The sequence below is a fragment of the Anaerotruncus sp. 1XD42-93 genome (assembly GCF_009917605.1).
Taxonomy (GTDB): domain Bacteria; phylum Bacillota; class Clostridia; order Oscillospirales; family Ruminococcaceae; genus Anaerotruncus.
Genome location: NZ_QZEG01000005.1, coordinates 47390 through 60289 on the forward strand (window position 1 = coordinate 47390; position 12900 = coordinate 60289).

At 54.9% G+C, this 12900-nt stretch carries 14 protein-coding genes; 7 read left to right on the forward strand and 7 right to left on the reverse strand.

The features are described 5' to 3' along the window. Positions 1 to 14 precede the first annotated feature (14 nt). From D5269_RS03320 to D5269_RS03330, 3 genes are read left to right on the forward strand one after another with little or no spacing between them, the layout of a single operon-like run. Positions 15 to 1094, forward strand: coding sequence for an ABC transporter ATP-binding protein (locus D5269_RS03320; RefSeq protein ID WP_120482595.1), 1080 nt, complete (start codon positions 15 to 17; stop codon positions 1092 to 1094). After that, entirely contained in the window at positions 1091 to 1945 is an 855-nt protein-coding gene (locus D5269_RS03325; RefSeq protein WP_016317432.1) for an ABC transporter permease, read from the forward strand. Before D5269_RS03320 ends, D5269_RS03325 begins: the two co-directional genes overlap by 4 nt. Beyond that, a complete protein-coding gene (locus D5269_RS03330; protein ID WP_120482593.1) occupies positions 1942 to 2751 on the forward strand; it encodes an ABC transporter permease subunit in 810 nt (269 codons plus the stop codon). Before D5269_RS03325 ends, D5269_RS03330 begins: the two co-directional genes overlap by 4 nt. Positions 2752 to 2780: 29 nt before the next feature. Here D5269_RS03330 and D5269_RS03335 read toward each other — a convergent pair whose 3' ends face one another. After that, positions 2781 to 3137, reverse strand: coding sequence for a hypothetical protein (locus tag D5269_RS03335; RefSeq protein ID WP_147407899.1), 357 nt, complete (start codon positions 3135 to 3137; stop codon positions 2781 to 2783). On the opposite strand from D5269_RS03335, the gene D5269_RS03340 reads away from it, so the two are divergent. Next, the gene (locus D5269_RS03340) at positions 3118 to 4230 is read left to right on the forward strand and encodes a spermidine/putrescine ABC transporter substrate-binding protein (protein ID WP_016317430.1); all 1113 of its coding nucleotides are present in this window, start codon (positions 3118 to 3120) and stop codon (positions 4228 to 4230) included. The genes D5269_RS03335 and D5269_RS03340 overlap by 20 nt on opposite strands. An 89-nt stretch (positions 4231 to 4319) precedes the next feature. On the opposite strand, the gene D5269_RS03345 is transcribed toward D5269_RS03340, so the two are convergent. The 6 genes from D5269_RS03345 to rpmG all read right to left on the reverse strand — a co-directional run bounded on the left by D5269_RS03345 (position 4320) and on the right by rpmG (position 8336). Next, entirely contained in the window at positions 4320 to 5468 is a 1149-nt protein-coding gene (locus D5269_RS03345; RefSeq protein WP_016317429.1) for a DEAD/DEAH box helicase, read from the reverse strand. Between the two features lie 613 nt (positions 5469 to 6081). Continuing rightward, positions 6082 to 6774 (reverse strand): 50S ribosomal protein L1, encoded by a 693-nt coding sequence (gene rplA / locus D5269_RS03350; protein ID WP_016317428.1) that lies wholly within the window; start codon positions 6772 to 6774, stop codon positions 6082 to 6084. Between the two features lie 57 nt (positions 6775 to 6831). Further along, positions 6832 to 7257 carry a 50S ribosomal protein L11 gene (rplK, locus tag D5269_RS03355; protein WP_016317427.1) on the reverse strand — a complete coding sequence of 142 codons (426 nt, stop codon included), beginning with the start codon at positions 7255 to 7257 and terminating at the stop codon, positions 6832 to 6834. 118 nt (positions 7258 to 7375) lie between these two features. Beyond that, positions 7376 to 7897, reverse strand: a complete 522-nt coding sequence (nusG, locus tag D5269_RS03360) for a transcription termination/antitermination protein NusG (RefSeq protein ID WP_016317426.1) — start codon at positions 7895 to 7897, stop codon at positions 7376 to 7378. 43 nt (positions 7898 to 7940) lie between these two features. Continuing rightward, positions 7941 to 8165 carry a preprotein translocase subunit SecE gene (gene secE, locus D5269_RS03365; RefSeq protein ID WP_016317425.1) on the reverse strand — a complete coding sequence of 75 codons (225 nt, stop codon included), beginning with the start codon at positions 8163 to 8165 and terminating at the stop codon, positions 7941 to 7943. Positions 8166 to 8186: 21 nt separating this feature from the next. Continuing rightward, positions 8187 to 8336 (reverse strand): 50S ribosomal protein L33, encoded by a 150-nt coding sequence (gene rpmG, locus D5269_RS03370; RefSeq protein WP_016317424.1) that lies wholly within the window; start codon positions 8334 to 8336, stop codon positions 8187 to 8189. A 441-nt stretch (positions 8337 to 8777) separates the two neighbouring features. Here rpmG and D5269_RS03375 point away from each other — a divergent pair, with 441 nt between their 5' ends. The 3 genes from D5269_RS03375 (at position 8778) to chvE (ending at position 12703) form a co-directional block, all read left to right on the forward strand. Beyond that, a complete protein-coding gene (locus D5269_RS03375) occupies positions 8778 to 9152 on the forward strand; it encodes a MerR family transcriptional regulator (RefSeq protein WP_120482589.1) in 375 nt (124 codons plus the stop codon). Positions 9153 to 9348: 196 nt separating this feature from the next. Beyond that, a complete protein-coding gene (locus tag D5269_RS03380; RefSeq protein WP_016317422.1) occupies positions 9349 to 11130 on the forward strand; it encodes a DUF885 domain-containing protein in 1782 nt (593 codons plus the stop codon). A 415-nt stretch (positions 11131 to 11545) separates the two neighbouring features. Then, positions 11546 to 12703 (forward strand): multiple monosaccharide ABC transporter substrate-binding protein, encoded by a 1158-nt coding sequence (gene chvE, locus D5269_RS03385; RefSeq protein WP_016317421.1) that lies wholly within the window; start codon positions 11546 to 11548, stop codon positions 12701 to 12703. The last annotated feature ends 197 nt before the right edge of the window (positions 12704 to 12900 follow it).

Sequence of the window (12900 nt, forward strand, 5' to 3'; positions counted from 1 at the left end):
TGGGAGGCGCAGCGATGTCGGAAACGATCCTATCCTTACAGAACATTCATAAAACATTTGGTACGGCCGAGGCCCTCTCCGGCGTGAGCCTTGAGGTGGAACGCGGGGAATTTCTGACCCTGCTCGGCCCGTCCGGATGCGGCAAGACCACCACGCTGCGGATCATCGCGGGGCTGGAAGCCCCGGACAGCGGGCAGGTACTGCTCCAGGGACAGGATGTCACCGGCTGGGAGCCCAACCGCCGCAATGTCAATACCGTGTTCCAGAGCTACGCACTTTTTCCACATATGAACGTGGCCAGGAACATCGGCTATGGGCTGCGGCTGAAAAAGATCCCCAAACCGGAGATCGCCCGCCGGGTGGAGGAGATGCTCGCGCTGGTGCAGCTTCCGGGCTATGGCGGGCGTCTGCCCAACCAGCTTTCGGGCGGGCAGCGGCAGCGGGTGGCGATCGCGCGGGCGATTGTCAACGATCCGGCGGTGCTCCTGCTCGACGAGCCGCTCGGGGCGCTCGACCTACAGCTCAGGCGGCAGATGCAGACCGAATTGAAGGCGCTCCAGAAGGATCTCGGGATCACCTTTATCTATATCACCCACGACCAGGAGGAGGCGCTCAACATGAGCGACCGGATCGGGATTATGAATGCAGGGAAAATCCTCCAGCTCGGCACGCCGGACGATGTTTATGAGCGTCCGCAGACCCGGTTTGCAGCCGAGTTCATCGGGCAGAGCAACATTCTGCACGCATCGGTAGAACAGGTATGTGCAGACGGGACGATGTTGCTGTCGTTTGCGGGCGGGACGGTCAAAGCAGCCGGGACCGGCCGTCCAGGCGAACGGCTGGTGCTTTCGGTGCGCACCGAACGGGTGCGGTTCGGCGCGGAAAGCCAATATGGGTTTGCCCTGCCCGGGACAGTAAAAGCCCACAGTTATACAGGCGGTATGCTCCGCACCACCCTGCTCCTTCCAGACGGGCAGGAGCTGACTGTCAACGGGATGGGCGGCGGACACAGCCGCGCCGATGTGGGGGAGCCGGTGCAGGTCTACTGGAACCCGGCCTGCGCAATCGTGGTGGAACGGGAGGGAACGCCATGAACAAAAGACAGAACCGTTTCCCAGCTGCCGCAGTCCCGTTCCTGCTCTGGACGGTGGTATTTGTTGCGATCCCGCTGATCTATATCCTCTGCATGAGCTTCCTCAAGCGCGCACAGACCTGGGGTGTGGTCGCCGAATTTTCGTTTGACAGTTATGCCCGGATGGTTACCCCGACCTACCTCAAGGTCTACGCCCAAAGCATGTGGCTTGCGGTGCTTACCACCCTGTTCACCCTGCTGATCGGCTATCCGTTTTCCTACTTTGTTTCGCGGCTGTCGGAGCGGCGGCGTTCGCTTGTGCTGCTTCTGGTGGTGGTGCCGTTCTGGACCAACTCGCTTGTCCGGATCTACGGCTGGATGATCCTGCTGCGCAGTCAGGGAGTCATCAACACGCTGCTCATCGCGCTCGGCGTGATCGAAACCCCGCTCAAGCTGCTCTATAATTTCGGTGCAGTGCTCGTGGGGATGATCTATGCGCTGCTCCCGTTTATGATCCTTTCGACCTACAGCGCGATTGAAAAGCTCGATCCATCACTGGTGGAAGCGGCGCGTGACCTCGGTGCAGGCCGGTGGCGGGCGTTCTGGACGGTCACTGTGCCCATGACCCGCGCGGGCATCATGGCGGGATGTGTGCTGGTGTTTATCCCCTCGGTGGGGCTGTTCTTTATCTCCGACCTGCTCGGCGGCGCAAAAACCATGCTGCTCGGCAATCTCATTAAAAATGAGCTGCTCACCGCCCGTGACTGGCCGATGGGCGCCGCCCTTTCGGTGGTGATGATGGCTATGACCCTGCTGGTAATCGGCATCTATCAGAAGTGCTCGGGCGAACGCGGACTGGAGGGGATCCTGTGAAAAAACGCACCTTTCTTCCGGAATGCTATATTCTGTTTGTTCTGCTGCTGCTCTATCTGCCGATCGCAGTGGTGGTGGTCTATTCGTTCAATGACACCAAGCTGTTCCATTGGGCGGGCTTCACCTTCGATTGGTACAGCCGGCTGATGCGAAACCGCAGCATTATCGACGCCTTCTTCAACAGTCTGAAGCTGGCGGCTTTGAGCAGCCTTTCGGCCGCAGTGCTCGGAACGGTCGGGGCGGTTGGGGTCTCGCGGCGGCATTTCCGGGGGCGCGCTTCCCTCGAAAATCTCTCGCTCATCCCGATCATGGTCCCGGAAATCATCCTGGGGATGGCCTATCTCGCATTTTTCTCGTTTCTGCGCCTGCCGATGGGGATGCTCACCCTCACCCTTGCGCACACAACGTTCTGCGTCCCGTACATTTTTGTCAATGTCAAGGCCCGGCTGACCGGTCTGGACCCGTCGATCACCGAGGCTGCGCGTGATCTCGGTGCGGGCGGGTTCCGGGTATTCTTTGACATCACCCTCCCGCTGATTTTACCGTCGGTGCTCTCCGGCACCCTGCTCGCGTTTGCCATGAGCATGGACGACGTTATCATCAGCTTTTTTACGACCGGCGTTCAGACCAATACGCTGCCGCTCCAGGTTTACTCGATGCTGAAAACCGGCGTGACGCCCGAGGTCAACGCGCTTTGCACCGTCATGCTCGGGGTGGTGTTCCTGTTGGTCGCGGTCGGACGGCTGGCGGCATCTGTCCGCCGCAGGTTCAGGGGCGCTGCCCCCGAACCCCCGCATCTGGCTTAAGAACCCGTCTGGCATCTAAGAACCCGTATTCACAACCATTCGACACCGTCTGAGCGGGTCTTTTGCCGGCCTGCCGCGTTGAAAAATCTTGCAATACACAAAGGATTGTCTGCGTTTTTTCGCCTTGCAGGGCAGCAAAATCCCTCGCCCATCCGGCATCCTCTGATTATGAATACAGGTTCTAAAGCTTTACTCAATTTTTCTCGAAAAATTGCAGGGTCGAGGGGCAGAGCCCCCGCCGCCGTGTGCACACGGCGGAACGCTTTATCCTGAGAAGCGTATTTTTTTGGTTCTTTTTTTACAAGAGAAAAAAAGAACATTTTCCATATACCAATCCAACCAAACAAAGTAAAAAAGGAGAGAGCTATGAAACAGATCAAGCGCATTTTTACAGCCCTGCTGGCGGCGTGCACGCTGGCAGCGGCATCGGGTTGCAACGGGGATTCCGCTTCTTCCAGCCAGATCATCGGCGGTGCGGACGGTCCGACCAGCATCGTCCTCACCAATGATCCCAGGCCCGCAGAGGGAGGAGAGGAAAAGGTCCTCAATATCTTCACCTGGGCGACCTACTTCCCGGACGACATCCTCGCGGAATTCACCGAGCAGACCGGCATCAAAATCAATTACAGCAATTTCTCCAGCAATGAGGAGATGCTTATGAAACTCGAGGCAGGCGGTGAATATGACCTTGTCCTTGCCAGCGACTACATCATCGACATCGCCCGCGGAGAGAATCTGCTCGCCCAGCTGGACCAGTCCAAAATCCCCAACTTCGGCAACATCAACCCTGCCTTCCAGGGCAAGTTCTATGACCCGGAAAACCAGTATACCGTCCCATATGCAGCCGGGATTCCGCTGCTGATCTATAATCCCGATATGGTCGATTTCGAGGTCAAGGGCTTTGAGGACCTCTGGAACCCCGCCTTTGCAGATTCGATCGTGGTGATGGACGATGCCCGGAATGTTATCGGCCTGACCCTCAAAACCCTTGGAAAAAGCCTGAACGAAACCGACCCCGCCGTACTCGATCAGGCAAAGGAGAAGCTGTTCTCCCTGAAACCCAATATCCGCGCCCTTGATTACGATTCCCCCTATAACCTCATGCTTTCGGGTGAAACGGCGATCGGTTATATGTTTACCTCCCAGATCATTACCGCCCTCAACGAGAATCCCAACCTCAAGGTGGTATTCCCCGAGGAGGGGCTTGGCTTCGGGATTGATTCCTGCTTTATCCCTGCGCAGGCTCCCCACCCGGATAATGCACACCAGTTCCTTGACTTTATCCTCGATGGCCAGCGTTCCGCGCATATCACCGACCAGATCTATTACATCAGCTGCAATTCCGCTGCGAGCGAGTACCTGGAAAATCAGGCGCTTGTGATCCCCGATGAGGCGATCGAAGGCGCAGAGTTCATGCAGGATGTAGGCAGTGCAACCCAGACCTATAACGACATCTGGGCTGAATTTAAACTCCAATAAACCAGTTTGAATCCGCGTGGAAAAACAGCCGGACGGTTTTACCGTCCGGCTGTTTGCTGTTGTCCGCCTTTTTTCATCCTTCCAGGGCTTCAGCGGTTTCCGCCCTTTTCGACCAGTTCGTTTTGTTCGTTGAATTCCAGCTCTATCACCGTCGAACGGGTATAGCGGATGATGGTATCCAGCCGCTTGCGCTCGTCCGGCGCGTAGAACACATAGGAGACGCCCTCTTTTTTTGCGCGGCCGGTACGCCCGATTCGGTGGGTATAATACTCGTTCTCAAGCGGGATTTCGTAGTTGACCACTGCGTCCACATCGGTGACGTCGATCCCGCGCGCCGCTACATCGGTTGCAACCAGGATGTCGATCCCTTCCCCACGGAATGCAGCCATAATCTTGTTCCGTTCGCTCTGCCGCATATCCCCGTTGAGGCAGTCGGCGTTAAAGCCGCGTTCCCGCAGAAGGCCCGCAAGGCTGGTGGTGCTGTATTTGGTGTTGCAGAAGATCATGACTTTACGGTAGTCGTGAATCTGCAAAATATAGACCAGATCTGCCAGCTTTTGGCGTCCGGTACTTTCAAGCATATACTGGGTAATCTTCGGTTCGCTCTCCTTCACCGGCTCGACTGTCAGTTCGACCGTATCCCGCTGGTAGAGCCAGCCGATGTCCATGACCTCCCGGGAGATCGTTGCCGAAAACATTACCATCTGCTTGTCCTTCGGCAGACGGTCAAGAATCTTGCAGACATCCTTATAGAAGCCCATGTCGAGCATCTCGTCCGCCTCGTCGAGTACAGCAATCCGGGTTTTAGAAAGATTGATCGTTCTGCGGTTGAGGTGGTCAAGCATCCGGCCCGGGGTCGCGACTACGATCTGCGCACCGCGCTTGAGCGCTTTGATCTGCCGGTCGATCGGCTGTCCGCCATAGACCGCCACGACCTTGATCTCCGGCCGGAAAAAGGCGAGCTGCCGCAGCTCTTCGGTGATCTGGGTGCAAAGCTCCCGGGTCGGGCAGAGGATGACCGCCTGCACCTGGTTTGCCTGCGTGTCGATCTTCTCGATGATCGGCACGCCAAATGCGCAGGTCTTGCCGGTCCCGGTGGGCGCCTTGGCAATGATCTCGTGTCCCTCCATCATCACCGGGATCGCTTTTTCCTGTATCTCGGTCATCTCGGTAAATCCCATCCGGTCAATCGCTTTCTGAATCTCTTCTGAAAGATTCAGTTCGCTGTAATTTGCCATTTTTGTTCCCCTCCATCTCGTTAATGTCTATTATACCACACCCCCATTCCCACGTAAAGACAAGGTTGCCGGAATCTGACGGGAAAAAGCATTTTCAGTAGAAGCCACGATTTTTTGTCTGTTTTTTTGCGCAATCAAAAGCCCGTCTCCTTTGTAAGTGAAAAAGCATCCTACAAAATCTATAGAACAGGCTTCCCCTATATTCAACCAAACCCAAAAGAAAAAAGGCCAATACTGTGCCATAGCTGCACAGCATCAGTCTTTTTTCAGTCCTATAAGTAACCATTATTATTTCAATCCACAGGGCGTTGGTCCACGATTCCCTGACAAGATTAGTTTATCGAATCTGGCTCCAAAAGTCAATCCCATGTATGTATCATACAAATTATTTTAATAATGGTTATTTATAATATATATTGATTCAGCTCTATAAATACTATATAATGTTGGATATAGAAGTTTCTTTGGAATTTTTGTTTGCGGGAGGTTGATACGGTATGTTCGACTTTAAGGACTTGATGAGCTTTGGATTATTTCTTCTGGCGCTGCTTACTTATATATCCCAAAGCAGTTGAAAAGCCCCCTGCTGATCGCAGGGGGCTTAGAGTATGCTTTAAATGAAGCGTCCAGGGTTGATCTTGATGCCAGGGCCCATGGTGGTAGCGACCACGCAGGATTTGACATACTGGCCCTTTGCCGCAGCGGGTTTCGCCTTGACGATCGCGCCGAGCAGGGTGTCGAAGTTCTGCTGGAGCTTCTCCACGCCGAACGAGACCTTACCGATCGGGCAGTGGATGATGTTGGTTTTGTCGAGACGGTACTCGATCTTACCGGCTTTCGCCTCCTGAACCGCCTTGGCGACATCCGGGGTGACGGTGCCCGCTTTCGGGTTCGGCATCAGGCCGCGGGGACCGAGAATTTTACCGAGACGTCCCACAACGCCCATCATATCCGGGGATGCGATCACAACGTCGAACTCCATGAAGCCTTCCTTCTGGATCCGCTCCATCAGGTCCTCCGCGCCGACGATCTCCGCGCCCGCGTCGAGCGCTGCCTGTGCTTTGTCGGCCTTCGCAAAGACCGCTACCCGCACCTTTTTGCCGGTGCCGTTGGGCAGAACGACCGCGCCGCGGACCTGCTGGTCAGCATGACGGGAGTCTACGCCCAGGCGGACATGGACTTCGACCGTCTCGTCGAATTTGGCCTTGCCGGTTTTGGTGCACAGATCAAGCGCTTCGGCGGTGTCGTACAGCTTCAGATGCTCAACAAGCTTTGCGCTTTCGGAATATTTCTTACCGTGTTTCATCTAAATATTTCCTCCTTAGAGTGGTCATTAACGGAATTTTCCTCCCACCCGGGCACTTTAGTCCGCGACTTCAATACCCATGCTGCGGCAGGTACCGGCAATCATGCTGATCGCGGAGTCGATATTGGCCGCGTTCAGGTCGGGCATCTTGGTCTCAGCGATCTTCTGAAGCTGCTCTCTGGTGATCTTGCCCACCTTGGTCTTGTTGGGCACGCCGGAGCCGCTGTTGAGGTTGAGTGCCTTTTTAATCAAAACAGCCGCAGGGGGCGTTTTGGTGATAAAGCTGAAGGAACGGTCGGCATACACAGTGATGACAACCGGGATGATGAGGCCGGCGTCGTTTTTCGTACGCTCGTTGAATTCCTTGGTGAATGCCATGATGTTGACGCCATGCTGACCCAGCGCAGGGCCGACCGGCGGAGCAGGCGTTGCCTTGCCTGCCGGGATCTGTAGTTTGATAAAGCCAACTACCTTTTGAGCCATTGAAAAGCACCTCCAAAATTAGTGGTTCATTCCGGGCGGCGGAACCCGCCGGCCCTCCCACAAGCCGGCTCACGCCGGCCCATATCGCCGGATTTACACCGGCACCCTCTGAAAAGATTTAGTCCAGGGATTCAATCTGGTCAAGCTCCAGCTCGACAGGCACATCCTTGCCCATCATCGAGACGGTTACCCGCACCACCGAGTTCTGAAGGTCGATCTCATCGACCACGCCGATGAAGCCTTCGAGGTAACCGTCCGCCACCCGGACCGAATCGCCGACCGAGAAGTTGACCTCGACGTTGCGGACCTCGACGCCCAGCCGCGCGACCTCTTCTTCGGTCAGCGGGACCGGCTTGCTGCCCGGCCCGACAAAGCCGGTGACGCCGCGGATGTTGCGCACGATATACCAGCTCTCGTCGGTCATAATCATCTTGACCAGCACATAACCGGGGAAAATTTTGCGCTCCACATCGCGCTTTTTGTTGTCCTTGATTTCCGTGACCGTTTCAGTGGGAACCTTTACCTCGCCGATCAGGTCGTGGAACTTGCGGTTTTCAACCGCTTTTTCGATGTTAGTGGCCACCTTATTCTCGTAGCCGGAATAGGTATGCACCACATACCATCTCATCGAATCTGACATGCGCGTACCTCCCACCAGTTCAGATCGGAATTTCGGGACGCCGTCACAGTAGGCTGAGGAAGAATTTAATCAGATAGGAAGTGATGATGTCCAGACCGCCGATAAACACCGCCGAAACCGCCATCACGCCCAGCACGATGCCGGTATTGTTCATGGCGTGCTTTTTGTCCGGCCAGACGATCTTTTTCAGCTCGCCCTTCACGTCCTTGAAAAATTTCTTGCTCTTCGCGATGAATCCGGGTTTTTTCTGCACCGCATTATCTGCCATGATAAGACCCGCCTTTCATCCTTACTTGGTTTCCTTGTGCAGCGTGTGCTTCCGGCAGAACTTGCAGTATTTGTTCATCTCAAGCCTGTCCGGATCGTTTTTCTTGTTTTTCATCTTGTTGTAGTTGCGCTGCTTGCACTCGGTGCAAGCCAGGGTAATTTTCACTCGCATGTTTCGGCACCTCCTGATTTTACCGGAATTTTTTGCCTCCCTCGTAAAGGAAACACTGTGGTTTTGGACATAAAAAAATAACCCTTTTAGAGGTATCCTTATTGTATCACAAACCAGAATGGCTCGTCAAGCAGCAGTTTATGCAGAGTTGTATCAAAAATCCATCCGGTTTTTGGGTAATTTTGCGCATAACCGCCGGATATGGTACCGCTTTTTGCAAAAAGGGCTTGACTTGGAGCGGGCTTAAAGTGTTATGGTATAATCAGGACACAGCGTACTAGTGGTTCCACAGGCTTTGAGAGCCGCCGAAAGGCGGCTCTCAGCGCGGAGCAAAGGCTGGTGAAACGTTTGGAACCTGCTGGGCATCTTTGGAAGAGGGCTTTTTTGCAAGTGAAAAAGACTTCTGGCTTTAATCCAATGAATTCAAGGGGGCAGCACTCTATGACAATCGCTGAAGTGAGCAAAAAATATAGCATCACTGCGGATACACTGCGGTACTATGAGCGGATCGGACTGATCCCGCCGGTGCCACGCAACGGGAGGGGCATCCGGGACTATGATGAAAGGGCTTGTGCCTGGGTAGAATTCATCAAATGTATGAGAGGCGCGGGCTTGCAGATCGACGCGCTGATAGAGTATGTGTCCCTCTTCCAACTGGGGGACGCTTCAACAGCCGCCCGCAAGCAAATCCTGATGGACCAGCGGCAGCAGCTCGCTGAACGGATCACGACGATGCAGGCGGTGCTTGACCGCCTGGACTACAAAATTTCGATCTACGGGGAAACCGGCTTTGAAGGTGAAGCCGAACTTCGCTGATGATATAGATAAGGGGGCCGCCCTGGGAGGGCGGCTCTCTTTTAATGTGGGCAAATTCCCGCTGCGGCGCAGGAATACCTGTCCCGCCGGGAGCATATGGATAATGCAGCCTGCCGCGATTGCCAGCGGTGCAGAAATGTGGTATAGTCTAGGAAATCAAAATACCCCGAACTGTTTTCTGATGAAGGAGCCTTTTATGAAACATTCCCATCTTTTGAAACCACTTTCCACTCTGCTTGCGGTTCTGTTTTGTCTGCAGCTGTCCTCCTGTACGCCGGCAAAAACGACGGCCGAAGCATTTGACGATTTTGTGGAGGAGCTGCCCACGCAGGTCATAGGCGCAAACAATCTTTCACTGAATGTCCTGTTTGAGAACCCGCAGGACTACGGTTTTCCGACGGCTCTTTACGAGCTGCCCTATTCGGATGAGCAGGATTATCAGGATTCGATCGAATGGGCGGACGCGCTGTTGGAGGTGCTCGGGCAGTTTCCCTATGAAGAGCTGGACAGCCGGCAGCAGCTCACCTATGATGTCATCAAGGATTATTTTACAAGAAATAAAAAATTACAAGAATATTACTATTTGGATAATAAATATCTGGGGAGTTTCCTGGGCTATCAGGCAAACCTGCCGATCCTGCTCGAGAATTTCACTTTTAACCGGAAAAGTGATCTGGACAGCTATTTCAACATCCTCGAAACAGCAGAGGAGACTTTCCTCAAATATGCGGAACTGGAGAAGGTGCGGCTGGAAAACGGGTATGGGATGAGTCAAAAGATGTTGGATCTGGTGATCGCCCAGTGTGAGACTTTTGCCGCAGATGGGGAACCGTTCCTGATCGAGTCGGTCAACAGGCGGATCGACCAGGCGGATTTTCTCTCGGACAAAAAGAAAGCGCAGGCAAAGCAAAAGAACGAAACCCTCCTGAAAAACGACCTGCTCAATGCCTACCGCTCGCTGGGGGACGCGCTTTCGAAGCTGAAAGGCACCGAAGAGATGGCTGGTCTGGCACATTTTGAGGGAGGGAAGGAATATTATGAGGCGCTGGTACAGGCGGCCGTTGGCACTGACCTGACCATTCGGGAGATCAAAGCGCTGCTCTCGGAAGAGATGGACCGCGCGATGCTTCAATATTCCGACATCATTGACGCCAACCCGACGTTCGACTATCTGCTCGCTGAACCATATTACGGCGGCTTTTCCTCCGCGGAGGAGGTCGTGGACTATCTTGCCGAAGCGGTCGCCGCAGATTTTCCGCCGCTTGAGCAGCTCAACTATGAGGTCCGCCAGGTGCCCGACTCGATGAAGGAGAATTTCTCTCCGGCGGCCTATGTCGTGGACACGATCGACAGCCCGCTCTCCTCCCCCCAGATGATCTACCTGAACGGGGCGTTTGACCAGTCGCTCTTCCCCACCCTCATGCATGAGGGATATCCCGGGCATATGTACCAGGGCATCTACTATAAAAGCCTACAGGCGCCGACCATCCGATATATACTTGACTATAGCGGATATTCGGAGGGATGGGCGACCTACGTGGAGGAGTTCGCCCCCTACTATGCCCTGGATCAGAACCCTGCCAATGAGATCATGGCAGGTTCCGGCCGGGTCTCAATGATCTACACCTGCCTTTTTGACATCGGGGTCCACTATGACGGCTGGGACTTTGCGGAATTCTGCAACCGGTTCCAGATCGTTTACGGCGAACAGGACCCGGAACTGCTTGAACAGAACTATCTGTTGTTCCTCGAGTCGCCCGGAAACTATCTTAACTATGATCTGGGGGCGCTCCTGTTCTCCCGCCTGCGGGAACGGGCGGAGGAACAGCTGGGAGAAGCCTTTTCCCCGATAGAATTCCACAAGGTGATCCTCGACACCGGAGCCGCCAGCTTCCCGATCCTTGAGAAGCAGATAGACCGGTATGTGGAGGGAACCCGCGCTTCTGCATCCGCACAGCAGCTTCCGCAGGCGGCGTGATGCAGCCGGGATGGCCAGAGCCAGGAGGGGGGCTTTTTCTCCTGTAAAAAGCCCCCTGCAAAACCCTGCCCAGATTCCCGGCAGGGATAGCAAAATATCCTGATGCTGGCAACTTTTTTTGGCGCGTTTATAAAAAAGATTCTTTTTTGCCTTTTCACCAATCTGACAGGGGTAAAATTGTGCTTATATCCAAAATTAGGGGGATTCTCTAAAAAGAGGTTGACAAATGGGCTTTTTTGCAATATGCTTAGTAACAGAAAGACGTGCTCGTGCACGATGGTTTTGCTTCAGTCGGTTTGACGAAAAAAGGATTTGTTTTTTTAAAATTTTTTTGTGCTCGTGCACGCGTCCGGAGTGGTATCCCACCGCCGGAAGGCGGTCAAAATATGAACCATGTAAAACAGGAGTGAAGGAAATGAAAAAGATTTTAGCAAGTATCCTCGCATCCGCCATGATGCTCTCACTGGCGGCCTGCGGCGGCAGCGCTCCGGCAGAAAGCTCGAGTGCAGCTCCGGCGGCTCCGGCAGCCCCCGCAGCTTCGTCCGAGGCCCCTGCGGGCGGTGATGCAGCACCGGCAGGCGGCGGCAAGGTCGGCGTTTCGATGCCGACCCAGAGCCTCCAGCGCTGGAACCAGGACGGTTCCAACATGAAAGCCGAGCTGGAAGCGGCCGGCTATGAGGTCGACCTCCAGTACGCGGGCGACAACGACATCCCGACCCAGGTTTCCCAGCTCGAGAACATGATCTCGAATGGCTGTGAGGCGCTGGTTGTAGCGGCGATCGACGGTTCTTCGCTGACCGAGGTTCTCAAAGGCGCCAAGGATGCGGGCATCCCGGTCATCTCGTACGACCGCCTCATCATGAACAGCGATGCGATCTCCTACTACGCGACCTTCGATAACTACAAGGTCGGCACCTTCCAGGGCAACTTTATCAAGGATGCGCTGGATCTGGACAACGCGGAAGGCCCGTTCAACATCGAGCTGGTCACCGGCTCCCCGGACGATAACAACGTCAACTTCTTCTTCGGCGGCGCGATGGACGTGCTGAAGCCGTACATGGACAGCGGCAAGCTGGTGGTCCTTTCCGGTCAGACCGAGAAAGCCCAGTGCGCAACCCCGAACTGGTCTGCTGAAGAGTCCCAGAAGCGGATGGAAAACCTCATCACCTCGAACGGCTACGGCCCCGAGGGCACCAAGCTCGACGCAGTCCTCTGCTCGAACGACTCGACCTCCTACGGCGTACAGAACGCGCTGACCGCTGCGGGCTACACCGCAGAGAACATGCCGGTCATCACTGGTCAGGACTGCGACAAGCCGAACGTCAAGAATATCGTCGCCGGCCTGCAGGATATGTCGGTCTTTAAGGATACCCGTACGCTGGCCTCCCAGGTCGTCAAGATGGTGGATGCGGTTATGCAGGGCACCGAGCCGGAGATCAACGACACCGAGACCTATGATAACGGCACCGGTATCATCCCCTCCTACCTCTGCGATCCTGTGATCTGCACTGTCGATAACTACAAAGAACTGCTCATCGACAGCGGTTACTACACCGAGGCGGACGTGGCGTAAATTCTGAAATAGGGCTGACCGTCCCCAAACAAAAACGGACGGTTTGCGGGCGGATAGAGCGGAAGTTCTGTCCGCCCGTTTTGAAACTTGTTTGGCATCTTTAGCAGGGGGCTTTTTCTCTTGCAAAAGCCCCCTCTTGCCGTTTCACGGCAATTCACCCGAAAAATGCGCTTCTCAGGCGGGCGCGCCGCGCGCCC

Bases quoted from the DNA above. Each gene is read 5' to 3' on its own strand.
- D5269_RS03320 (WP_120482595.1), top strand. From the start codon at position 15: ATGTCGGAAACGATCCTATCCTTACAGAACATTCATAAAACATTTGGT.
- D5269_RS03325 (WP_016317432.1), top strand. From the start codon at position 1,091: ATGAACAAAAGACAGAACCGTTTCCCAGCTGCCGCAGTCCCGTTCCTG.
- D5269_RS03340 (WP_016317430.1), top strand. From the start codon at position 3,118: ATGAAACAGATCAAGCGCATTTTTACAGCCCTGCTGGCGGCGTGCACG.
- D5269_RS03335 (WP_147407899.1), bottom strand. From the start codon at position 3,137: ATGCGCTTGATCTGTTTCATAGCTCTCTCCTTTTTTACTTTGTTTGGT.
- D5269_RS03345 (WP_016317429.1), bottom strand. From the start codon at position 5,468: ATGGCAAATTACAGCGAACTGAATCTTTCAGAAGAGATTCAGAAAGCG.
- rplA (WP_016317428.1), bottom strand. From the start codon at position 6,774: ATGAAACACGGTAAGAAATATTCCGAAAGCGCAAAGCTTGTTGAGCAT.
- rplK (WP_016317427.1), bottom strand. From the start codon at position 7,257: ATGGCTCAAAAGGTAGTTGGCTTTATCAAACTACAGATCCCGGCAGGC.
- nusG (WP_016317426.1), bottom strand. From the start codon at position 7,897: ATGTCAGATTCGATGAGATGGTATGTGGTGCATACCTATTCCGGCTAC.
- secE (WP_016317425.1), bottom strand. From the start codon at position 8,165: ATGGCAGATAATGCGGTGCAGAAAAAACCCGGATTCATCGCGAAGAGC.
- rpmG (WP_016317424.1), bottom strand. From the start codon at position 8,336: ATGCGAGTGAAAATTACCCTGGCTTGCACCGAGTGCAAGCAGCGCAAC.
- D5269_RS03375 (WP_120482589.1), top strand. From the start codon at position 8,778: ATGACAATCGCTGAAGTGAGCAAAAAATATAGCATCACTGCGGATACA.
- D5269_RS03380 (WP_016317422.1), top strand. From the start codon at position 9,349: ATGAAACATTCCCATCTTTTGAAACCACTTTCCACTCTGCTTGCGGTT.
- chvE (WP_016317421.1), top strand. From the start codon at position 11,546: ATGAAAAAGATTTTAGCAAGTATCCTCGCATCCGCCATGATGCTCTCA.